This window comes from Bradyrhizobium liaoningense, assembly GCF_018130785.1.
In the GTDB taxonomy this organism is placed as follows: Bacteria; Pseudomonadota; Alphaproteobacteria; order Rhizobiales; family Xanthobacteraceae; genus Bradyrhizobium; species Bradyrhizobium liaoningense_A.
In genome coordinates this window covers 1-24,858 of sequence record NZ_JAFCJT010000032.1, presented here as the reverse complement: position 1 = coordinate 24,858, position 24,858 = coordinate 1, and the positions used below count along the sequence as shown (strand labels likewise).

Annotated in this window: 9 protein-coding genes; 6 read left to right on the top strand and 3 right to left on the bottom strand. The window is 63.0% G+C overall.

Annotation, left to right across the window (positions count from 1 at the left end; all coding sequences use genetic code 11):
* Nucleotides 1–7: 7 nt before the first annotated feature.
* Together JQ627_RS35185 and JQ627_RS35180 are read right to left on the bottom strand one after the other, a co-directional pair.
* Nucleotides 8–511, bottom strand: coding sequence for a GAF domain-containing protein (locus JQ627_RS35185; RefSeq protein WP_212488929.1), 504 nt, complete (start codon nt 509–511; stop codon nt 8–10).
* Entirely contained in the window at nt 508–1,866 is a 1,359-nt protein-coding gene (locus JQ627_RS35180) for an MFS transporter (protein ID WP_212488928.1), read from the bottom strand. The genes JQ627_RS35185 and JQ627_RS35180 overlap by 4 nt, the downstream gene beginning before the upstream one ends.
* 114 nt (nt 1,867–1,980) lie before the next feature.
* Between JQ627_RS35180 and JQ627_RS35175 the strand changes: the two genes are divergently transcribed.
* From JQ627_RS35175 to JQ627_RS35150, 6 genes are all read left to right on the top strand, one after another.
* Nucleotides 1,981–2,904, top strand: a complete 924-nt coding sequence (locus JQ627_RS35175; RefSeq protein WP_212488927.1) for a LysR family transcriptional regulator — start codon at nt 1,981–1,983, stop codon at nt 2,902–2,904.
* Nucleotides 2,905–3,040: 136 nt separating this feature from the next.
* On the top strand, nt 3,041–4,096 hold the full coding sequence (locus tag JQ627_RS35170; RefSeq protein WP_212488926.1) for an LLM class flavin-dependent oxidoreductase: 1,056 nt from the start codon (nt 3,041–3,043) through the stop codon (nt 4,094–4,096).
* 300 nt (nt 4,097–4,396) lie between these two features.
* Nucleotides 4,397–6,070, top strand: a complete 1,674-nt coding sequence (locus tag JQ627_RS35165; RefSeq protein ID WP_212488925.1) for a TolC family outer membrane protein — start codon at nt 4,397–4,399, stop codon at nt 6,068–6,070.
* 314 nt (nt 6,071–6,384) lie between these two features.
* On the top strand, nt 6,385–8,523 hold the full coding sequence (locus JQ627_RS35160) for a type I secretion system permease/ATPase (protein ID WP_249143659.1): 2,139 nt from the start codon (nt 6,385–6,387) through the stop codon (nt 8,521–8,523).
* A 3-nt stretch (nt 8,524–8,526) separates the two neighbouring features.
* Entirely contained in the window at nt 8,527–9,780 is a 1,254-nt protein-coding gene (locus JQ627_RS35155; RefSeq protein ID WP_212488923.1) for an HlyD family type I secretion periplasmic adaptor subunit, read from the top strand.
* 213 nt (nt 9,781–9,993) lie between these two features.
* Nucleotides 9,994–11,031, top strand: a complete 1,038-nt coding sequence (locus JQ627_RS35150; protein WP_212488922.1) for a transglutaminase-like cysteine peptidase — start codon at nt 9,994–9,996, stop codon at nt 11,029–11,031.
* Between the two features lie 99 nt (nt 11,032–11,130).
* Here JQ627_RS35150 and JQ627_RS35145 read toward each other — a convergent pair whose 3' ends face one another.
* Nucleotides 11,131–24,843, bottom strand: coding sequence for a DUF5801 repeats-in-toxin domain-containing protein (locus JQ627_RS35145; RefSeq protein WP_212488921.1), 13,713 nt, complete (start codon nt 24,841–24,843; stop codon nt 11,131–11,133).
* Nucleotides 24,844–24,858 lie beyond the last annotated feature (15 nt).

The window sequence follows — 24,858 nt, the reverse complement described above, 5'->3', positions numbered from 1 at the left end:
TGTCTGGTCAAGACTGGTCAGTCGTCAGTAGCGCGGGCAGCGCGAGCTGAGCGAACGGGAGACACGTGGCGACATCGTCCTCGCCGTACCAGCCCGCCTCATGGAGCAGGTTGAGCGAGCCGAGCGTGCGGACGCGCCAGCGTACGGGCATGTTGAGCACACTTTCGCAGCCGAGCGAGGCGATCAACTCGTGATCGGGAAAGACGTTGCGCAGATCGTCCAGGGTGCGGCCGATATAGGCCTCGCCGCGGTCGAGCACGGCCTCGGTCCACGGGCCCGGCGCGAGGCGCTTGCGTCCGCCGGTCGGATACGGGCCGGGAAGATTGGAATAGACCCGTGCGGCTTCGCCGGTGTCGCCGTCGTAGGTCAGGATCGTGAACAGCTTGTGCCCGATCGCCGACTTCACGGCTTCGTCGAGTGCCGCGAATAGTGCATCCGGCTGATCCGCCCTGCCCTGCGCCGCCGCGACGGCGCAGAGCAAGGGATCAGCGGTAACTTTCGTCCGCGTCATGCAACTTCACCCGCCGCGATCTCTTCCAGCGAGCGGCCGCGCGTCGGCACGCCCATCAGCACGACGGTGACTGCCCCGAGCAGCAGCACAGTGGTGGTGACCCCGAACACGCCGGCGAAACCGAAATTGGGATAGAGATAGCCGACCAGGATCGGCGAGACGATCGCACCGATGCGGCCGATCGCCGATGCAAGCCCGGCGCCCGTGGTCCGCATCGGCGTCGGAAACACCTCCGCCGTATAGGCGTAGACCCCGGCATAGGTCCCGTTCATGAAGAAGGACAGCAGGATTCCCGCCAGCATGATGTGCTGGTCGCTCTGCGCGAAGGCGAGCCCGAGCGCGCTGGCGCCGCCGAGCAGCATGTAGGACGCAATCGTCGCCTGCCGGCCGATCCGCTCGTTGAACCAGGCGGCGCTGAAATAGCCCGGAATCTGCGCGCAATAGATCGCGATCGAATAGGCGAAGCTCTTGGTGATGCTCATGCCGTTCTGAACCAGGAGGCCGGGGATCCAGACGAAGAAGGAATAATAGCTGAAGGTGATCGCAAGCCACATGATCCAGGTCATGATGGTGATGCGCGTCTGGCGGCCGGCGAGCAGCGCCGCGAAATTCGCAAGCAGCGTTCCCCCGGCAGCAGGAGGGCTGACCGCGTCGACGACCGGCTGGGACAGGACGTGCCCCTCGCGTGCGAAGCCGGCTTCGATCCGGTCGAGCACCGCCTCGGCTTCCTTCGCCCTGCCCCGGCTTTCCAGCCAGCGCGGCGATTCCGGCAGCGCCCTGCGCCACCACAGCAGCATGACGACCGGCACCGCGGTGATCACCAGAACGATGCGCCAGCCGTTCTCGTAGGCGGGAACGATGAAGTAGCCGAGCAAGGCCGCCGCGACGAAACCGAAGGAGAAGAACCCGGCCAGCGCGCCGGTAAAACTGCCGCGGAAGCGCCGCGCGACGAACTCGGCGAGATACGGCGCGATGATCGCGCTCTCGGCGCCGGTACCCATGCCCGCGACGACACGAGCGGCGAAGAACGACGACCAGGTGTCCACTGCCGCGCTGACGATGGACGCGGCACAGTAGAGCGCCAGCGCCGACATCATCACCGCACGGCGGCCGATCAGATCGCCCAGTGTGCCCGCCAGCAACGCGCCGAACAGGAAGCCGATATAGGTGCTGCTGCCGAGCACGCCGATCTGCACGCTCGACAGATTCCAGGCCGTGCGCAGCACCGGCAGGATGAAGGCCAGCACGGCCGCGTCCATCGCGTCGAACATGTAGCCGAGCCCGCCCATCAACAGCAGATGCGTGTGGAAGCGCGCGAATGGAAGGCGCTCGATACGCGCCGAGATCATCGACATGAAAGTCCCCTCAGTCTGGCGGCCCGGCGCTCCGCGTGTCCCTTGGGGGAACCATAGACAAAGTGACATTATCGTCATAATTTATAATCATGATCTAATATATCACTACGGTGAATGTCTGTGTCGTTCCGCGCGCTCGACCTCAACCTCCTGAAAGTCTTCGAGGCATTGATGACCGAAGGCAGCGTCACCCGCGCGGCGAGCGCGCTGACGATGACGCAGCCCGCCGTCAGCAACGCACTCGCACGACTGCGCGACGCGCTCGGCGATCCCCTGTTCGTCCGATCAGGCACCGGGATTCGTCCGACCCAGCGCGCCGTAGTGCTGTGGGAGCCGATCGGCGAGGCGCTGGAAAGCGTCCGTGGCGCGCTCGACGAGCAGGTGTTCGATCCCGCCCGTGCGCAGACCGAATTCAGCCTGTCGATGTCGGACTACGTCGCCTCGCTGGTGATGCCGAACCTGCTGAACCATTTCGGCAGGGTCGCGCCCAAGGCGCGCGTCCATACCGTTCCCAACACCATTCTGGAGATCGCCGACCAGCTCGAGGACAACAGGGTCGATTGCGTGCTGAGCGTCTATGTCAACGAGGCGCAGCAGCCGGCCGCCATTCGCTCGCGCTCGCTGTGGATGGTCGACTATGCCTGCTTCATGCGGCGCGGCCATCCGCTCGCCGCCCAGAAGCGGCTGAGCACCCGGACCTTCCTGAATGCGGGGCACGTCGATGTGAGCCTCGCCGGCAAGACCTTGCCGTCCTACGATCTTTTCCTCGCGTCGCGCGGGCTGTCGCGAAATCTGGTCGCGACCGTCAATCACTACAGCGCCGCCTACGAGGTCGTGCGTCAGTCCGACCTCATCGCCGTGCTACCGAGCGATCTCCGCTCGCAATCCCGGCACGCGCCGTTGCTGCACGCCATGCCGCTTCCGCTCAAGGCGCCACCGCGCATCGTCAGCCTGTTCTGGCACCAGCGCAACGACACCGTGCCGGCGCAGCGCTGGCTGCGCGAGACCCTGGTCGAGATGTTCGCCAGATCCGACTGAGCCGGCGCGGTGAAAAACCGGAAACCCAGCCTTTCCCGGAGCGACCTTGTTGAACCGCCGATCGCGGCCTAGCTCCACCGCAAAACCATCCCTCCCATAGTGGCAGGCGCCACTTGCCCCCACAGAGACCCGATCGATGACCGCACCGCTTGAATTCGGACTGGATACCTTTGGCGACGTGACGAAGGACGCGAGCGGCGCCATGCTTGCCCATGCGCAGGTGATCCGCAACGTCGTCGACGAGGCGGTGCTGGCTGACGAACTCGGCCTCGATTTCATTGGCCTTGGCGAGCATCACCGCACCGACTTCGCGATCTCCTCGCCGGAGACCGTGCTCGCCGCGATCGCGTCGCGCACCAGGCGCATCCATCTCGGCTCGGCCGTGACGGTGCTGAGCTCGGACGACCCCATTCGCGTATTCCAGCGCTTCGCGACACTGGATGCGCTCTCCGACGGGCGAGCCGAGGTGATCCTCGGCCGCGGCTCGTTCACCGAATCCTTCCCGCTGTTCGGCTTCGACCTGCGCAAGTACGAAGACCTGTTCGAGGAGAAGCTCGATCTGTTTGCAGCGCTGCTGTCGCAGAAGCCTGTGACCTGGGAAGGCAAGCTGCGGCCGCCGCTGAAGAACCAGCTGGTCTATCCGCCGGTCGAGAATGGTCAGCTCAAGACCTGGATCGGCGTCGGCGGCAGCCCGCAATCGGTGGTGCGCGCGGCGCATTACGATCTGCCCTTGATGCTCGCCATCATCGGCGGCGATCCCGCGCGCTTTGCGCCTTACGTCGATCTCTACCATCGCGCATTCAAGGAATTCGGCCGCCCGGCAAGGCCGATCGGCGTGCATTCGCCCGGCTATGTCGCCGAGACCGACGAACAGGCGCGCGAAGAACTGTGGCCCGACTACAAGGCGATGCGCGACCGTATCGGCAAAGAGCGCGGCTGGCCGCCGATGGGCCGCGACGAGTTCGTCAGCGAGGCCGAACACGGCTCGCTTTATGTCGGCTCGCCGGAGACGGTAGCGCGCAAGATCGCCAAGACGGCGAAGACGCTGGGTATTTCGCGCTTCCAGTTGAAGTACTCGGCCGGCCCCCTGCCGCATGAAAAGCTGATGAAGAGCATCGAGCTCTACGGACGCAAGGTGGTGCCGATGGTGCGGGAGATGAACATGGAGAACCTGCAATCCAGCCCGCAATAAAGAGGCATGCACTTCTTTATAGGTATCAATGACTTGGCTGAATTCTCATCGCGCGCAAGAGAATCGGACTGTTTCGCGCGCGACAAGGTAAACAAATCATGAGCGCGAGACTTCTCATCCGCATAAAATAGGTAATTAAATACCTTTATTCTCGCAATAAGTGGCGAAAATGCGACAGCTAGCTCAGATTTGCTTACCTTTTACTCGATTGGCCTAGATTGTCGCCTCAGTCCTTGCGAAGGTCTGCCCCATTTCTAGGGGGCCCCGCGGTCGTCTCAACCGACACGGGTGGAGGTTAAATTGTTTGGGCGCATTCTCATTTCTGGTGCTTTGCTTCTCGTTCCGTGCGGAACCGCCTTGGCGGAGCCGTTCTCGATCAACGATGCGTTGAAGCAAGCTGTTAAAACCAACCCAGGCGTCGGCGAGGCTTCTGCCAACCGTCGCGCCACGGAGAGCGAACTTCGGCAGACCCAGAGCACTCTGTTGCCGCAGGTGCGTGTCGAAGCACGGTGGGGGCCGGAAAAATTCGACCAGAGCGCTGCTGTTGTAAGCAGCACGGCCCAGCCCATTCCGATCGCCGGCAACGGTTTGTGGCGGAACGGATCGCAGGAATCTGTGGTGGTCCGGCAACTTCTGTTTGATGGCTTTGCTTCGATCCAGGACATCTGGCGGCAGACGGCCCGTGTTAACGCGGCGGCTTTCAGGGTGCGCGAACGTACCGAACTGATTGCTCTGGACGCGGCAGAAGCCTATGTCGACGTCGTGCGCTATTTGCGGCTGGTTCAGCTCGGCGAGCAAAACGTCAGCGCCCACGAGAAGATCCTCTCCAACGTAAACAGCCGTTTCTCGGGCGGACGGGCTGGCGAAGGTGACCTCGAGCAGGCCCGCGAACGGGTTGAAAGTGCGCGTGCAACTCTCATCGAGTTCCGCCGGAGCCTGGAGGAGTCGCGTGCCAAGTACCGCAAGGTAGTCGGGCTCGAACCCATCAATCTTCGCTTCCCGGCCTCCTTGGCCGGCATGCCGCCGAGCCGTGACGAAGCTCTTGCAACCACGGTCCGGTTCAACCCCACAATTCAGGCCGCTCAGGCTGACGCTGACGCGGCTAAGCACGCCTATCGGGTAACGGACGGCTCATTTGTACCGACCTTTTCACTCGAAGGCCGCGCGACGCACAACGACAATACCTACCCGTACCTCGGAGTTACGCACGACGACTACAGCGGCAAGGTCGTGATGTCCTGGGATGTGTTCCGGGGCGGTCAGGATGTTTGGCGCCGGTCTGAGATGGCCGAGCGTTATGTCGAGAGCACGGCGCGCCATGCACGCCTGCAGCGCGACGCCATCGAGTCGATCGACAAGGCGTGGGCGGCGCGCACCGTAACGGCGACGAGGATTGCAACGCTGATACGGGAGAACGAGGCCAGTCGGAAGACGATCGCGGCCTTCCAGAAAGAATATGAGCTCGGCCAGCGCTCGCTGATCGACCTTTTGAACGCCCAGAATCAGTACTTCAATGGGCTGGTCTCATTGACTTCGGCACGTGGCGTCGTGGTCTTTGCCGACTATCAGCTCCTCGCGGCCATGGGCACCTTACTTGAGTACCTGAAGGCTCCTCCACCGGTTGATGCTGCCCCGGTGGACCTCGGGCTCCTCGGAACGCCCACCTACAAATTGCCCACGCCTCGCGTGAATTTGCCGCAGACCGGCTCCGAGCCTTTGAAAGTTCCGGTGCCAGCGCCGGAGGCGGCGCCGCAGCGTCTGGGCTACGCAAGCGAAGCGCCTGGCACTGATGCGTTCAAGGACAGGTGGCCAAAATCGTCCTATCTGCCAAGTTTGACGGGATCAAACGCCTGGCTCACGCAGCACCAAAGCCCGAATGCTCCGGTGGCGCTCGAGGCCTCTCCTGTTACCGCTTATTCAGCAGACAAGAAGCCGCATTGGCTGGCGACAGCCTTTGATCCGATTGAGAGATAGCTCCGACTTCGCGAATGGAATTGGGCCGAAAATGGGTTTGGCGGCTCGCCAAACCACAAGAGTATGCTTGACGATTAACCTTTAGTCGGACTTAAGCCGATTAACTAAATGATTTCTCGGCATTTTCCGCTACGCTCAAATGAGCGACCGTTAACAATGCGCGTCATTTTCATTTTGGGCATTTGCACTTGTTGTTCCGATCAACCGAGTCAACGCATACGCATGAGCGCCCCGTCGCGGAAGTGACGGCTGCGCCCGCACCGAAACAAGCGGCAGCCGCTCCCCGTCGCGACGACCCGCTCGCATCGTCTCTAATGTATCTCGGCGCCTATCACGGCCGTGCCGTCAGTCGAGATGCACTCCTTGGAGGTCTGCCGATCCTCGACGGGCGATTGTCGGTCCCGCTCTACGATCGCGCGGCCCGGCGCGCAGGACTTGAGACCGAAGCGGTCAAGCGCGAGATCGCGGACATACCCGCACTGGTGCTGCCGGCTGTCCTGATCATGAAGAACGGGACGACGCTGATCCTTCTGGGGTTCGAAAACGCCGAGCGCGACGTCAGGGTCGTCGATCCGTCCCTGACGACCAATAGTCCGGAGATCCACTCAATCCAGTCTCTCTCGCCGGGTTACACCGGATATGCGTTCTTCGTCAGGGCCGCAGCCGAGAGCAACGAACGTGTCGTCGTCGCCGGCGACCTGCCGCGAACTCATTGGTTCTGGTCGACCGCCAAAGTGCATTCGCGCAGCTACGGGCACATCGCGCTCGCCGCGCTGCTCGTCAACATGCTGGCGCTCGCCACGCCGCTGTTCACGATGAGCGTCTACGACCGCGTCGTGCCGAACGGAGCCGTCCCTTCGCTGATCGCGCTCTCGATCGGAATGGGCCTGGCCATCCTGTTCGACTTCGTGCTGCGAATGGTACGAAGCAAGATGATCGACACGACCGGCAAGACCATGGACGTGGTACTGGCCGCGAACATCTTCGAGCACATCATGTCGGTCAAGATGGCGCAGCGGCCGTCGTCGGTCGGCATCATCGCCAACCAGCTTCGCGACTTCGATTCGGTCCGTGAGTTCTTCACCTCTGGCAGCGTGGTTTCGGCGACCGATCTGTTCTTTGCCATCATCTTCATCGGCGTTCTGTTCACGATCGCGGGTCCTCTCGCCTGGATCCCCCTCGCAATGTTGCCGATTATGATCATCATCGGCTTCACGCTGCAGCGTCCGTTGAACCGCGCCATGAAGCGGCTCCAGGCGGAGTCTGCCGCGCGTCACGGCGTGCTCGTGGAATCGCTGTCCGGCATCGAGACCGTGCGCGCCACCGGCGCAGAGTCCCGGATGCAAACGGCCTGGGAACGCTCCGTGGCGGCCACCGCCCGCTCGGGCGAGGACGTGCATTTCTGGTCCTCGATGGCGCTGACCGCCACCAACGCCGCCCAGCAAGCAACCAGCCTGCTTCTCATCGTGATCGGCGTGCTCCTGATCCTCGACGGCAAGCTCTCGATGGGCGCGCTGGTCGCGGCCAATATGCTGGCCGGTCGCGTGCTGGCCCCGATCGCCGGTATCGCCTCGGTGATCACGCGCGGCACCCAGACGCTATCGTCGCTGAAGTCGATCGATCGCATCATGACGCTGGAACGGGAACGGTCCCCGCAGCGCGCCTACGTCTCCAGGAAGATCGATCAGGGGCGCATCAGCTTCGATAACGTCAGCTTCACCTACCCCAACGCGCCGGGCAAGGCGCTCGACAAGGTCACGTTCAAGATCGAAAGCGGCGAGCGCGTTGGCATCATCGGGCGTGTCGGATCAGGGAAGACGACAGTTGGCCGGCTCTTGCTCGGCTTTTACGAGCCCCAGGAGGGCCGGATTCTCGTCGACGGCGTCGACTCACGTCAATACGATCCCGCCGATCTCCGCGCCGGCATCGGCTTCGCCCTGCAGGATACTGATCTCTTTTTCGGCAAGCTGCGTGACAACATCGCCCTCGGCAAGCCGGAAGCGACCGATGAGGAAGTGCTTCATGCCGCACGTCTGTCTGGCGTAGAAAGCTTCATTGCCGGCCATCCGATGGGCTATGACATGCCCATCGCCGAAGGTGGTCGCAGCCTCTCGGGCGGCCAAAAGCAGGCGATTGGCCTCGCGCGTGTCCTGATCAGGAATCCGCGCGTTCTGTTCATGGACGAGCCGACGGCGCATTTCGACGTGCGCAGCGAAGCCGAATTTCTCGAGCGGCTGAAGGCGATCCACGGCGATCGCATGACCTTGATCATCTCGACGCACCGCCTCTCGCTGCTGAATGCGGTCGACAGGCTGCTGCTGTTCGACAGCGGCCGCCTCGTTGCCGACGGGCCGCGCGACAAGGTCCTCGCATTGCTTCAGGGAAGGCCGAGCGCGCCTTCCGCCGAAAATGCGCCCCACCCCGCTATGTCCCGAGCTCAATCGCAGGGCTGATCCATGGCTTCTTCCGATTTTGCTTTCGCCAATGACGTCCGCGCTGCCGCGCTCACGCGCACGCCGCGAACTTCGCGCATGCTCCTGCTCACATTCCTCGCCATGCTTGCGGTATTCGTGACTTGGGCGCATTTCGCGATTCTGGACGAGGTCAAGCGCGGCAACGGCCGCGTCGTGCCCGCGCGCCAGATCCAGGTGGTGCAGTCGCTCGAAGGCGGTATCGTTGGCGAGATCCTTGTGCAGGAAGGAGCGATCGTCCAGCAAGGGCAATCGCTGATGCGCATCGACGATACGAAATTCGCATCCGAGTTCGGCGAGATCAGGGAGCGGCGTGCCGCAATGGCCGCACGTGTCGCCCGTCTGGAGGCTGAAGCCAGGGGAAAGACCGAGCTGGCGTTTCCCGATCAGCTTGACCAGGTCGTGCCGTCAGCCGTGGCCGCAGAAACCAGCGTGTTCAAGATGCGCGCGCAGAAGCTGGCGCAGGACGTCGACGTGCTGAATCAGCAAGTCACGCGCCTGACCGGCACGCTCAAGCTGCTGGATCGCGAGTTGGCGCTGACACGGAAGCTGTATGAGCAGAAGGTCGTGCCCGAGATCGAGATGCTGCGCCTCGACCGCCAGGCGACCGAAATGAGAGGGCAACTCGCGGAGGCTCAATCCAAGATCGCGAGCACGGTCTCTTCCTTCCGCTCCCAGGCGGACGAAGACCTTGCCAAGTCCAAGGGCGACCTCGCCGTGCTCGACGAAAACATCAAATCCGCACAGGACCGGGTCAGGCGAACCGACCTGAAGGCCCCGGTGCACGGGATCGTCAACAAGCTGAACGTCACCACCGTGGGCGCTGTCGTGCAGCCTGGCGCCAACGTGATGGACATCGTTCCTCTTGACGATACGCTCCTGGTCGAAGGCCGCATTCGGCCGCAGGATATCGCCTTCATCCGGCCCGGCCAGGATGCCGTCGTGAAGATCTCGGCTTACGATTCCTCCGTCTACGGCTCGCTGAAGGGCAAGGTCGAGCGCATCAGCGCCGATACGATCGTCGACGACAAGGCCGAAAAGACGCCGGAGCGGCAGGAGAGCTTCTACCGGGTTATGATCCGGACCGACAAGAACCATCTGGGGACCGAGGAGAAGCCGCTCCCGATCATTCCCGGCATGGTCACCACGGTCGAAGTCCTCACCGGCGAGAAATCGGTGCTGGATTACATCGTCAAGCCGGCCCGCACCCTGCGCGACGAAGCGCTCCGCGAGCACTGAGCCGCCATAGGGTTAATGAGGCGTAAGGCCGGGTGTGACAATTTGGCAGCCGCGCGAAGCGTGCGATTGACCGCCTTCGCGACAATCGCCTTGGTCTTTCCGGGTTTTAACCTCACCTAAGCGGCGCAGGCCGCAGTCTCGATCCAACAACAGGATCGGGACGTGGATCGACGCAATAGACGTTGACGACGCTCCCGGCAGGGGACGTCGTTTATGGCACTGCAATTGGAATTGCAGCGAGCAGGCTTGCGCGCGCTTGGCGTCGGCCTGGTTGCATTGATCGCGACTGGCGCAGCATCGCCCTCCCGGGCCGATGAGGCCATGGCTTCGAACTCCGTGGCTTCGGATTCTCAAGAAGCCTTCGCGCCCGGCATCGATGCCGCTTCGCGCCCGCCGGCGACGTTCTTCCGCATCAACGACGTGCTCGCCAAGCTCGACGCAATGCGAGGCCGCGGCCCGAAGGCGGTCCGCCTTGCCGCCCTCACGCCGTCTGGTACCGCAACCGACGCGGCACCAGAGCCCAAGCCGGCGCCCGCCAGGGGCGAAGAGCCATTCGGCCTGTTCACCTTCCGCGCGCCCGAGGGGCTGCTGTGGCACAAGTGGCGTGGCCTCGAGGCCAAGCTCACGAAGGACGCCGAGACACTGAAACGGTGCCAGGCTGATGCCGGCGACTGCCCCGCCTATGCCGCGCAGTTCCTGCGGCTGATCGCCTCCGTCAAATCGAAGTCCGGGCGGGATCGCCTCGACGAGGCGAACCGAGCCGTCAACATGGTCGTCCGCTACGTCAGCGACTTCGCGCAGCACGGCGAGGCCGACCGCTGGAGCTCGCCGCTCGAGACGTTTGCCACGACCAAGGGCGATTGCGAGGACTACGCCATCGCCAAGCTCGCGGCGCTCAGCGAAGCCGGATTCCCGAGCGGGGACATGCGGCTCGTGCTGGTGCGCGACCGCGCCGTGCGCCAGGATCATGCGGTGCTTGCCGCACGCCTCAATGGCCACTGGCTCATTCTCGACAACCGTCGCAACAGCCTGATCGAGGACGGCGAGGCAACAAGCCTCACCCCGCTGTTCGCGATCAATCATGACGGTGTCCACCTGTTCGCGACACCCTATGCGAAACGGCAGCCGCTCACCGGCGAACTCGCGGCCGCGCCGGCGGCCGAAAGCAACGATGGCATCGAATGGACTGGAGAGGAGACACTCGGTGGCGGTGGCCTTGGCGGCCTCCACTCCTTGCCGCTCCTGCTGTGATCAACTCGCGAGCACCGCTCGCCACGGGTCAACCGCGATAGAAAGAAAAAGGCGCCGGACGAACCAGCGCCTTTCTTCTGTTAGAGGTTGGTCAGCCGACTAGGCTGCGTGCACCATCGCAGCGGCCTGCTGCTGGGCCTGGTTCTCGAGATGGACCAGGATCTGGTTCGCAGAGCCGCCCGTATCGACATGGAAATCGGACGCTGTGTGCTCGCCGGTAAAGGCGATATTCGCGGTCGTCTTCCCATCCGTCACCGTCAGAACGCCGCCATTGCCTTGCGCGTTCTCGTTGTAGCTCATGGTCGTGTTGCTTCCGAGGAAGCCCTCGAGATCCAGAGTGTCGTTGCTATCGAACCCGGACAGGATCCCGTGGAAAGCCGAGGGATTGTCGAGCACGAGCGTTCCGGATGCATTGTCGTCGAACTTGACCTCGCCGCCGAACGTGCCGGCCAGTTCGAGCAGGCCGTGGCCCGAGATCAGGGCTGACCCGCCACCGTTGACGTCGCCCGTCACCGAGAGATCGCCATCGTTGGCCCACAGCAGGCCTTCGTTGTCGATCGTCCCGTGAATGATCAGGCCGCCTGATCCGGCAGCCTCGAGCGTGCCGGAGTTGGTGATGACGTTCGTCCCCGTGTCGATCACCAGCGCGTTCACGCCGGTCGCCACGATCGTGCCTTCGTTGACGAGCGTGAGCTGACCGTCGCCGATCTCGCCCGCACCCATGATGGTGTTGTCCACGTTGGTGAGCGTGACATCGCCCTGGCTGCCGACGATGAGGTTCTCCGAATTGTCGGACAACACGATCGTTCCGCCGCCCTGGAGCGTCGCACCATGCTGGATGATCTCGAGCTCGGTGGTCGAACCGGCCGAGCCGAGCTCGATCCTGCCCGAATTGTCGACGATGCCGCTCAGCGGCAACATCGCGCCGTCGCCCAGGACCATATCGCCGGTATTGTGGATCACCGGCGTCTCGTTGAACACGAAATCGTCAACAGTCAGCGTCTTCGCGTCGACGCCGACCAGAGTGATCGTCTGGCCGTCGCCAAGCGTGACGACGGCATTGCCGGCCGCATCGGTCGAAAGATGCGCCTGAACGTCGGCGAAGCTCGAGAAGCCGTCGAAGCCGATCAGGTCGATCTTGTCATGCGCAACGTCGAACTTGTGCACGACATCGATGCCGATCCGGTTGGCGAAGACCAGCGTATCGTTGCCGCTCGACGCAGTCAGCGTGTCGTCGCCGGACCAGGCGAAGATCGGCGCGCCCTTGGCATAGGCCTCGACGTTGTCGAGGACATAGGCCGTGCCGATGCTGCCGTCGGCGTTGGTCCAGCTTTCCATGACATTGAACACCAGCGCACCGGTGAAGCCGTCCGGCGAGGTCACCGACAGGCTGGAGATGTCGTTGGACAGAACCGACCAAGTGCCGTCGGCATTGTGCGTGCCGTCGCTCAGGGTCCAGCCGTCCAGCACGCCGGAGATCGTCAGCGAAATCGGACCAGCATGCGAGGCGGCAACGGTGCTGGCAAGCGCCAGGTTGATCGCCTCGCCGGAGGTGCCGGCGGGGAAATTCGTTGAGGCTCCGGTGGCTCCGGTGTTTCCAGCCAGGTCGGTGTAACCGCCGGTGACGGTCGCCGAACGGCTCCCTCCAGACTGGTAGGAGAAGTTTAGCGTGTAGACATCCTGGCCCGAACCGTTGACTCCAACATGCTGAAAGTTCGAAGTTCCGGTGATCCCGCTTCCGGTGCTGACATCAGTCGACGTGAAACCTGAAACAGCCTCGCTGAAAGTGAACGTAAATAGTCCAGTTCCACCACCGTGGGACTGAGTTATCGCAACAGTCGGCGCTTTCGTGTCGACCGTGAAATTCGCCGAAGCACCAGTAGATCCGGAATTGCCGGCCAAGTCGGTATAGCTCGTACTCAGCGTGATCTGGTTGGTAGTATCCGTCACGTTGGAATTTGGCGTGTAAGTCACCGTCCACGTCTTCCCGCCATCCGACGAGGAAAGTCCGGACAGGGAGCCGTTCGGTGCGTTGAAATCGCCCGTCGAAAGACCCGTGACCGCCTCCGAGAAGGTAACGGTGACGATGGACGTGTCGCCGATCTTGAGCGCGCTATCGCTCATCTGGATCGAATTCACGGTTGGCCCGTTGAGGTCGATCGTGAGCGAATAGCTCGATGACAAGATGCTGGTATTGCCGGCGGCATCTGTGGTCGTGGCCGTGTATACGTGAGTACTGCCGTTGGCCAGTGTGCTGCTGGGGGTGAACGTCCAGTTCCCCCCGTTGGAAGCCGTAACTGTCTTGACGGCCACGCCATTGTCAAAAATCGTAACCGTCGAATTCGCTTCTGCGGTGCCAGTCACCGTTGGCGTCGTATCGTTGGTGAAACCGTTACCCGAGGAGATGACGGGCGCATTCGGTGCCTGGGTATCAATCGTGAAGTTTGCCGAATTGCCTCCGTTGCCGCTGTTGCCCGCAATGTCGGTAAACGAATTGTCGTCCAGCGAAATCCGGTTGGAGCTATCTGTCACGCCGGCGTTCGGCGTGTAAGTCATGGTCCATGTCTTGCCGCCATCCGACGAGGACAATCCGGACAGAGAACCATGTGGCGCACTGAAATCACCGATCGACAGCCCCGTGACGGCCTCAGAGAACGTTACCGTGACCGTCGAGGTATCACCGATCTTGATAGCAGTATCGCTCATTTGGACCGATAGCAGATTTGGATCCTGCGTATCGACCGTGACGTTGACCGTTGCCGTGCCGATGTTCCCGGCCAGGTCGGTCTCGGTTGCCTTGTAGGTATACTGCCCATCGTTGATGGAATTGTTGTTGTCGGTGATGGTCCAGTGGCCGGTATTGTCTACTGTCCCCGTCCCAACGACCGTGCTTCCCCGGGTGAGCGTGACAATGCCGCCAGCCTCACCGGTCCCGTTGAACGTCAGCTTGTTGTCGTCGTTGGTGATGTAGTCGCTCGACGAGCTGCCAGTATCGTTGACCATGTTAGTGATCGTCACGACCGGCGCGGTCGTATCGACCGTGATGTCGAGCTTTGAGGACGACGGGCTCACATTGCTCGAGCCATCGGTCTCGAAACCACGGACGTGGTGCACCCCCTCGGAAAGCGCGACGTCGATGCTGAACGTGCCACCGCTGACGCTGCCAGACCCGAGCGTCGCTTCGCCGGAATCCTGCGTGCCGTTGTTGTTGGCATCGTCGTACAGCGTCACCGTGGTTCCGTTCTCCGCCGCACCCGAGATCGTCAGGCCGGTCGTGTGATTGGTGACGTTGTCGCTGTTGTTTCCGCTGTCATCGGCCGACGCCAGATCGAGCCCGGTCGGCGCATGCGGCGAGTTCTTGATGATGATTGACAGATCGGCGCCGGCCTGATCGCCGTCACGGTCCACCAGCGTGTAGTGGAACGTCTCGGTCTGGTCGGCGCTGACGGATGCAGAGGTCGAGTAGGAATACGCGCCGGTCGAGAAGTTGAACGTCAACGTGCCGAGCGATGTCGTTGCGGTCAGCACGGCGCCCGACGTGGTGTGACCCTGCCCGTCATTGAAGTTCGTCCCGTCGAACGTATAGGTCGTGGCACCGACCTTGATCGACAGGATCCCCGCCCCCACGCCATGGCCGTCCGCCCCGAACGTGTCGTTTGTGAGCACGTTGCCGGTTGCGGTGTGCACCGTCGCCGGGATCGTGCCCGCCAATCCGTTGGCATTGCTGCCGATGCCGATGTTGCTGCCCGATGTCGGGTACGCGATCGGCGCGATGTCGGAGTCGGCGCTGGTCGAGGCGACGTTGACGCCATAGACCGTGCTGATGTGGTTGGTCGCGAGGAACGAATTCCACGCGGTCTGCTCGGAGCCGTTGATGCCGACGCTGCCGAACGGCTCGTTCGGCTGACCATCCGACAGGAAGTACGCAATGGTCTGGCCGGCGTCCGGTGTGGTGTGGCTGTTGATATAGGCCTGCGTGGTGCTCAAGGCGAGGTCGTAGTTCGTATCACCGCCAGCGCTGAGCTGGTTGATGTAAGTGATCGCATCCGACACGTTCATCCAGCCTGACACGTGGGCGGTGTCGCTGAAATCGACCACCAGGACCTGACCGCCATTGATGCCGGCGTTCAATAGGCTGACAGCAGCCGCCTTTTCGCGGACGAGCGAGGTGCCGTCGGTGCTGCCCGACGTGTCGATCATGAACACGACGTTGGTCGCCGAAGCCTCGGCCACGTTCGCCGTCTCCCCCTGTGCGGTCGGGACGTCGTCCTTGATGTTGATCGAAACCGTCGAAGTCGACGTGTTTCCGAGCGCGTCCGTCACCGTGTAGGTGAACACGTCAGCACCGTTGACGGTGTCGGTGCTGTTGTTGGCAGCCGGGCTTTCCGTGACAGGCTTTGTCAGCGTGTAGGTGTAGTGGCCCGCGGAATCGATCTCGAGCACGCCATAGGTGCCCTGAACCAGGGTCCCGACCTGTCCGCTGACATCGCCACCGCCGGTGCCGGCCGCAACGCCGGTGACCGTGGCGCCATCCGCGTCCGTGATCGACAGCGTTCCCGTGGCCGTCTCCGCAGCCGAGGCCGGATGCGAGCCGGTGACGGTGCTCGAGGCAAGATCCCCGGTGTCCTTCGTGGTGTCGAGCGCGGCCTCGTCGACCGTTGCGACCGCAGCCGTCACCGCGGGCTGACCGTTCGTGACATTGATCGTCAACGTCGTTGTCGACGTATCGCCGTCACCATCGGTGATGGTGTAGGTGAACTGGTCGGAACCAGTCGCGGCGTTCGGATTGGCATGATAGCTGTAGGAGCCATCCGTGCCGACCGTCAGCACGCCATGCGCGCCCGTCACGGTGTGGTTGACCGACACGTTGGCCCAAGCGATCGACGCGATGCCGTCGGCGCCGCCGACGTCGTTGCTCTCGACGTTGCCGGCAACGATTGCAGCCGACTGGACCGAATTGCTGTCCGCATGCGCCGTCGGGACGTCGTCGTTGATCGACAGAGTCAGGGTGCCCGTTACGGTGTCACCGCTGGTGTCCTTGATCGTGACGGTGACGTGCCCGCTATCGGTGTCGGCACCGGCGTCATGGTGATAGGCGGCGACCTGCTTGAAGGTGTAGTCGCCGGTGGTCTCGTTGATGGTCAGCGTCCACGACGCGGTCGTGATCGTCGTCACGCCGCCCGCGGACGTCTGCGACACGGCAGATCCCAGGGCGCCGTCATAGACTGCGGTGAACTTCGGCGTACCTGCTCCGTCCGGACCATAGTCGATGTGCAAGGATCCCGTCACGGACTGTGCAACGAAGGGGTCCGGGGTCGGGCCAGCGGCGTGATCATTGCCGTCAGCGTCGTTCAGTTCCGCGGAGGCGGCCAACGCAATCGACGGGATGCCGTTGACGCCGATGTTGGCGTTGATGTGGATCGTTCCGGTCGCCACATCTCCGTCGGAGTCGGCACCGGCCAGGGTGAACTCGAACGGACCGGTTGCATCGTTCTGCGTAACCTCGGTGCCGCCAACGGTTTGAATCTTGACCTTACCGCTGTCGTCCGCCGATGTGGTCAGCTCCAGCTTGTCGAACGACGGAAGCAGCGACGGGTCGACCGTAAACACGGTCGTTCCGTTCTCGCTCGCCAGAATGGCTGGCAAGGTTCCGCTCTCCGTGTGCCCGGTCGCGGTGTCGGTTGCGACCCAGCTGACGGTCACCGGACCGTTGCCGCCCTGCTTGAAGTGCAGGGTGACCGCAGACATCTCGTTGTCGAAGATGATCGTGACGTGGCCGCCGTTGCTGGAATTATTGCTGCCGATACCCATTCCTTGCCCAGAGCTGTTGAGCAATTGGCCGGTGTCGGCGACAAACTTGAACGCACCGAAATCGATGGTGTCCACGGGCTTGCCGGGAGCTGCCACCGAAACGTCATTGAGCGTCTGCGTGCCGGCGGGAAGATTGTCGATCTCGAAGCTGTAGGTGCCGTTCGGATTGACCGTGAGCACGTAGTAGGTCAGCCCACTGCCGTGGAACGTGCCGGTCACCGTCGTAACGCCGCTACTGTCGGTGGACGTCGAGACATCGACGCCGCTGATGGTCGGCGCCGTCACGGTGATGTGCCCCGGCTCGTCGGCACCGACGTGGAAATCGAACGTTCCGGTCGTGGCTGTATGGAGCTGCGTCACCGAACCCGTGCTGATCGTCCCGAAATAGGGTTCGTCATCGCGGATCGTGACCGAGAAGTTCGCAGAGCCGAGCGAGGTCACGTCCCCGTCGCCGTCGACTGCATTGATCAGTCCGCCGAGGCTGACCGAAATCGTGTCCTCGAACTCCTTCTCGACCGTCGGCGTGCTGGGATCATCGTGCTTGGGATGATCAAGCTGATCGTTGAGCGCGAAGGTCCACGAGCCATCGTCGTTGACGGTGAGCGAGAAGATGTTCCGACCGTCCTGGCTTTGCGCCGTGACGGTATTGCCCGAAACCGTTGCGTGGTCGATCGCCTTGCCCTGTGACGTCAGATGCAGACCGTTGATCCAGGCCGACGCGGTGGTCTGATCGACGAGCTTGAACGGATGCGCTCCGGCACCGTCTGCGCCGAAATTGACCAGCGCCTTCAGCGAACCAGCATCTCCCGACACGGTCGCATGTCCCGTTCCAGCCGTTTCGCCGGCCCGGCCGGCATCAGCATTTCCGGTGGACAGATTCGGGGCCGCCAGGCCGTCCTCGTCGACCTCTCCCGTCACGCTGCCCGAGGCAATCACGACCGGGACGTCGTCCACGATCTTGACCGAGAGCGTAGCAGTCTGGGATTCGCCGTCGACATCCGTGACCTTGACGGTGAAGTCGTCCTGACCGGATACGACCGCGCCGTCGTTGGCGGACGGATTCGTGGTGACGTTCGTGGTCAGCGTGTAGCTGTAGCCGATCGAGGTCGAGCTGAAGCTCGTGATCGTCAGCGTGCCGTACTGACCATCGATCGTCTGACCGACGAAGTTCACATCGATGACGTGGCCGGCAATGGTCACGACCGACGGCGTGTCGCCGAGCGAGACCGCGATCGTGCCCGTCTGCGTCTCGCTGTGATCGCTGCTGTTGGTCGGATTGCCGTCGGCGGCTTCGGCCGAGCCGGCCGGCAGTCCGTTGTGCGGCGGCAGACCAGCCTCGTTCACCGTGATCGAAGGTGCCGACACCGTCGGCAACTTGTCGGTCGGTGAATCGATCTTGATGATGAGCTCACCGGTGCCTAGCGTAACGCTGTCGCCGTCATAGTCGGTGAATTTCACCAGATTCGAGAAGTCGATCTGCTTCTGCAGGCCACCATCGATCGGCTTGAACAGATCGAACGTAGCGTGGCCCGTTGCCGGGTCTACCGTCATCGTGAAGATGGTCGTGCCGCCGGCAACGCCGGTGACGGTGTGACCATCGGATGTCATCGTGATCTGGGTGCCGTTGTAGCTCAGCGTACCCACGTTCTGCGGCGACGAGAACGAAGCCAGAGACCAGGAGCCGGGCTGATCCGGGCCGACGTCGACCAGCGGTGTCAGGTCGACGGTCGACTGGGTGTAGTTCACCGCCGGGGTGGTGGTCGTATGCACGCCGAGATCGTCAAGGACCACGCGCCCCGCGAAGCCGGACGCTGGATCGACCTCGAGGCCCGTGAGCTGCAGACCCGCAAACGCCGTGAAGAGCGTGTCGGGGGTCAAAGTGTTGTGCAACGACAACTGGACCGTATGCTGGACGCCGTCTGCGTCGATCCCGATGACCGTTGCGGTCGTCGTGCCCGAGCCCCAAAGGCTGAGCTTGACGCTGTCCACCGTGAAGGTCGTGCCGGCATCCGCCGTCAGCTTGAACGGCGAAGCACCAACGCCTCCGGGCGCATCCGGTCCGAACAGGACGTGCTCTGCGCTGACCAGCGCGACGTAGCTTCCTGTCACGTGCAGATGCGACGTGCCGAGATTCGGCGCCTGGTTGGGCGTATCGCTGTTGAACGAGAAATTGAAGCCGGTCGTGGTCGGGACGGGGATGTTCGCCTCATTGACCGTGCCGGATCCGGTCAAGCCGGTGAGCACAGGGACGTCATCGTTGACGACGACCGTGAACGTGCCCGGCGCCGTATCGCCGTCGGAGTCCGTCGCGACGAAGTTGAAGCTGAGAACGATGTTGTTCTCATTGTTGCCGCTCGCATGGTCGAGCCGGTCGAGCAGGATGAAACGATAGGAACCCGTACCATCGTCCGACAGCGAGACCTCGAACACCGTGCGTGCGTTGTCGCCGGTGCCTGCGGTACCCGTGAGGAGAGTGTGGTCCGCGTTGTAGGACAGCGTGATCGCCTGGCCATCCGAGGTCAGCGCGCCCGCGGTCAAAGTGCCGCTGAAAGCCGCCAGCGCATTGTCGGCGAAGGTGACACTGCGGTTGCCCGCTCCGCCGGGGTGATCCTGAATGAACGCACCCATGGCGCCGGTCGTATCGTTGCCGGCGTCCGCGTTGTCGGCACCCCATTTGATATCGAGCAGTCCGGTCGCAGTGGCTTCATTGTGGTCGCCATCGGCATCGGGGACAGCGATATCGCCCACGGATGCGGTCGGCAGGTCGTGGCGCCCCTTCGTCAGGCCATCCTCGTCGACGACCGTCGCGGCAACCAGGCTGACATTATCGATCAGCGCGCCCCACGTATTTTCGGCGCCCTCGCCTTGGAACGCGAGCGTGTTGTTGGGCCCGGTGCCCTCCACGAAGACCGTGACCTGCTGCCACTGGCCTTCAGTCAGGCCGTCCGAATTGATCGACTTCACGACCTGGCCGTTCCACAGCACGTTCAGGCCGCCGCTGTCATTGCCGCCTTCGCCCGGCCGCGGCGCATACCAGAAAGTCAGCTCGTAGGTCTGACCGGCTTCCGTGCCCGCGATCACCTGCTGGACGGTCGCGTTGGTGTGGCCGGTGTCGTTGTAGTGGTCGCCTCCAGACAGAGTCCCGCTGTTGAGATCGGAATCGAGCTCGATATAGGCCTGTCCATCCTGCGCGGCCACGCCGCTGACGGCCGGGCCGTTGGACGTGTTGACCTGCACTTCGAACGGAACGTTGCCGTTACCTGTGTCGACCGACGTCCAGGTCCCGTCCAGCGTGTGGTAGATCGACCATCCGCCGGCCTGCAGATCGGCGTGGCCAGCCTCGAAGCTTCCGTTCACGATCAGGGTCGTCTTCGGCGTAACCGTCGGACCGTCGTCGCGGAACTGGATCAGGCTTCCGATGTCGGCGAACGCGGCCACCGTGTCGTGATCGCCATCCGCAAGCGAGTACGTGACCTTGAGGGCACCGCTCGCGATGGTCTGCGGCGAGGTCGCCTCATCCGCGTCGCTGTGGTTCGGATGCTGGATCGCCGTGTATTCAGCGATGCTGAGCTGGCCCGTGGCCGGGTCGATCGCGATCGCGAACGCAACCTTGCCGATCGCGTTATCCTCATGGCCGACCACCAGATTGCCTTCCTGGTACAGGAAGATCTTGTGGCCGTCGGTGGCCGTCAGGCCGGAGTCGGTCCCGTTGGTGACCGACAGACCGAAGGCAGAACCGTTGGCGCCGTCGGCGCCATAGGTCGAGCCCGTGGTCGAGAACAGGGCCGTGCCGCTCTGCGCGAACTGGATGACTGGCGAGCTCGATACACCAGTGAACAGCGCCTGCAATGCCGGGGTCGACGCAACGTCGTTCGTCCCGCTGTCCTGGCCAGCAGTTTCGTCGACGATCAAAACCGGCGTCGTGGGCGCGGTCACGACCGGCTGCGGCACGTCGTCGGTCACATTGACCGTGAGCGAAGTCTGGACGCTGTCGCCGTCGCCGTCGGTCGCAATGACGTTGAAGTTCAGCTGGGTGACATCGGTGCCGGAGCCCTGATGGTCGATGTTCTGGTACTGGGTATAGGTGAAGTAGCCATGGCCCTGTTCGTAGAGCGTGATGGAGAACACCACGTTGGATTGAACGTCGGGGTCGGTGCCATGCTTGTAGGCGATGATCTGCTCGTTGTCGGGCGAGTCGCTCGGAAAGCGGACGACGTAATCGAGCTGGACACCGTCAGAGCTGAGCTGCGGACCAATCACATTGCCTTGGGCGTCCTTGGCAAAGGCGAGATGCTTCGCATCGCCGTTATCCGCGCCCCAATTGATGTGGAAGAAGCCGGTCACGGCCTGCGCCTCGCCGGCGAAACCGCCGCCCGGAAGCGCAACCGGGTTCGGGTTGCGATCGTCGAGCAGGTTGGCTTCGTTGACGCTGACGGTATCGCCTGCTGCGGTCACCACCGGCACGTCGTCGTCGATGCCGACCATGAAGCTGCCGGTCGCCAAATCGCCGTCGGAGTCCGTCGCGGTGAAGTGGAAGGTCAGATCGATGTCGTTCTCCGAGCCGTTCGGAGCATGATCAAGCTGGCCCAGCAGGGTAAATTTGAACGCACCTGTCCCGTCGTCGGACAACGAAACCTCGAAGACCCTGTGGTTCGTGTCGCCGACATAGCCGATCAGCGTGGTTCCCATGTCCGTCAACAGGTACCTGACGGTCTGGCCATTCGAGGTGAGGTCGTGCCCGGCGATGCCGCTGACGTCGACCGTGGCGTCGGTGAAGGTCACGTAGCGGCCGGTGAGCGCGGTGCCGTTGTTGTCTTGAGCGAACGAACCGTCGGCATGAGTGCCATCGTTCGACGGATCGAAATTGTCGGCACCCCAGTTGATGCCGAGGGCGCCGGTGATCGAGGTCGCAATTCCGGCAGTATCGCCTTCCGATGGGGTCGGCAGGTCGTGGTTGCCCGCAGGTAGGCCATCTTCGTCGACGACATAGGTCGCGACCAGCTTGACGTTGGCCAGGTAGGTGCCCTGATAGCCTTCGTCCTGGAGGTCGTGGCCCTGCGAGTCATAACCCAGCGGAGCATTGCCGGTGCCAATTTCGCGGAACGTCAGGATATCGCCGGCCGTGCCGTTCGCCGTGACGATGAAGTTGTAGGACGTCATCGGTCCGGTCGGATCGATCGTGCCGATCACCTGGCCATCCCAAATGACTTCGAGCTTGGCCGTCTCCGGGAACGGTGCGCCAGCCTCGAACTGGATTGCGTAGGTCTGGCCGGCAACGAGCGTACCAGCCTGGAAATCCTGGGTGATCTGCATGTTGCCCGGCGAGCTGCCGAGATCGACCATGTAGCCGCCGGTCGAGCTATGCAGGCCGTAGAGACCGTCGGGCGCCCTTTCGAGATCGACGGTTCCGGGATCGACCGGCGATGGGGCGAGGCTCCAACCCGTCACGTTGTACGAGACCGAACCCCACCAGTCCGGCGCAGACCACACGCCTTGCGAGAAATCGCCGTTGAGGATCTGGTTCAGCGGAGCCGCAGCCACAGTCGGGCCGTCGTCCAGGAAATGAATCTGGCCGCCGATGCCGACCGAGGCGACCGAGGTGTCGCCGTCGCCGTCCGTCACAGTCACGCTCGCCTGGATGGCATTGGTGGCGATTGACAGCGGGCTCGAAGCCTCGTTGGGATCGAGCGGATTGTGATGATAGAGCGCCGTATATTCGGCGACCGTCAGCACGCCGGTCGCGCTGTCGATCGAGATTGCAAAGGCGACCTTGCCGCTTGAATCGGCCGTGCCATCCGCGAGGCCTTCGCGGCCGACGATGAGGTTGCCTTCCTTGAACAGGAACACACTACGCCCGTCGGTCGCATCGAGACCGGAATCGACGCCGCTGGTGGAGACGTTCAACGCGAAGACCGGAGCGGCCCCCTGCCCGTCGGCACCGTAGGCCGTTCCAGCCGCGGAAACGACGGCCACGCCGCTCTGTGCGATCTCGATCGGCGTCCCGGCAATCGAGCTGAACAGACCGGCATAGTCGGACAGATGCGCGACATCGTTGGTGCCCGCATCCTGCCCAGCCGTTTCGTCGATGGTCACGGTGGTCTCGGTCACAGCCAAGGACGCGGTCGGACCGTCATCGTCGAAGCGGATGCTGGCGGAGATGTCGGCACTCTTGGTCGCAGTGTCGCGATCGCCATCCTTGACGGTGACCGTGACGGACAGCGAGCCGGTGCCGAGGAAAACGCCCTCGTCGTTGCTGTTCGTGTTCGGCTGATGCAGCGAGACGAATTGCGCGACCGACAGCTTGCCCGTCGCCGGGTCGATCGTGAACGCAAAGGCGGCTGGATCGTTGCCGTCGACTGTGCCATTGGCCACGTCGTAGCGGCCGACGACATAGCCGACGCCGTTATAGGTCTCGTTGAACAGGTAGATCTCGTGCCCGTCCGTGGTCTGCAGGGACGAGTCGGTATGATTGGCGGCAGTGCTCAGCGCGTACAGGATCGCGTTGGTGGCAGCCTTGCCGTCGACGCCGTAATCGGCGCTGACACTGACCGCCGACGTCGTCCCCTGCGCGTACTGCGCCGCCATATCCGGATCGGTGGCTTGATGGGCGATCGCGGCGAACAGCGGCGAGAGAGTTGCGGAACTGACTTCGTTTGAATCCGCCTGGAAGCCGGCCGTCTCGTCGATGACGAGCGTGCCAACCGAGACGTTGGCAAGATAGGTACCCTGATTGTCCGGTGTCCCGGTCTCGCGGAATTCGAGCACGTTGTCCTGGTTCGGGCCGGACCCGGCCACCACCTGGATCGTGTATTCCTGCATCTGCCCGGTGGGCGAGATGTCGGCGATCTTGGCGCCACCGAACCAAACTTCGAGATGCGCCGAATTCGGATACGGCGCGCCAGCCTCGAACCTCAGGTCGTAGGTCTGACCTGCCGTCAAGCCATTGACGACCTGGCTGATCTTCACGTCGTGCGGCGACGCATCGAGGTCGACCATGTAGCTGCCGGTCGACGAATGCATGCCCTGGTAGCCATCGCCGACGCGTTCGAGCTGAACGGCTCCGCCGCCGGCATTGAGGACCAGATCGCCGCCGGAATGACCGCTGTTGGTGTCCGCAATGGTCCAGCCGCCGTTGGTGCCGGTCGCGGTGCCACTCCCCAATCCCCACTCATTGTTGTTGAGGCTGAACGTGCCGAAATCCAGGCCGTTGATGGCGCCCGGCGCGGTCACGTTCAGAGTCGGACCGTCGTCCTCGATGACGAGGAACGACGAGCTCTGGCTGGCAATCGTGACGGTCTTCGAGTCCGTCGCGGTATCGCCATCGCCATCGGTCGCGGACACCGTCAGCGTGATGCCCAGGCTCGCATCGCGGTCGTCGAAGGTCAGCGAAGCGGGTTCATCGTTCGAAGCCGTGTTGCCGTGCTGGATCGGCAGATACTGCTCGACCATGATCTGCGGGTCGGTGGCCGAACCCGAGATCACGATATGCAGCGCGATGGCCCCGTTCGGATCGTCTCCGACGCGGCCGATGATCGAGCCGTCGGCCTGCTTGAACAGGTAGATCGTGCGCTGGGCGTCCGATAGGCCGGCCAGCGAGGTGCCGGTCAGCGCAGTCACCACCAGGTTGGTCTCGACGCCATGCGTCGTCGGCCCACTCACCGTCTGGCCGCTGTCGTTCTTCAGCGTGAAGCTGTAGGTGTAGGTGGCATCCGCCTTGGCGCCGTCGGCGCCGAAGCTGACCTGGGGATCAAACAGCTCCTTGACAGACGTGCCATTGCTCGAGGTCGGCGTCGACAGGATGCCGATCGCCAGTGCCGGATTGAGCGTGGACGTCACCGTCGGGCCCGTGACACCGTTGACGTTGTCGGCGGCCGCGTTGGTATCTCCGGCAAGCGTGTGGATGGACTCGTCCATCTTCACGGCATCAAGCGTGACATATTGATGCTGGCCGTTCTGCGCCTGATCGACCTCGACCGTGGGCGTGTCGTCGTTGACCTTCACGGTCAGCGAGCCGGT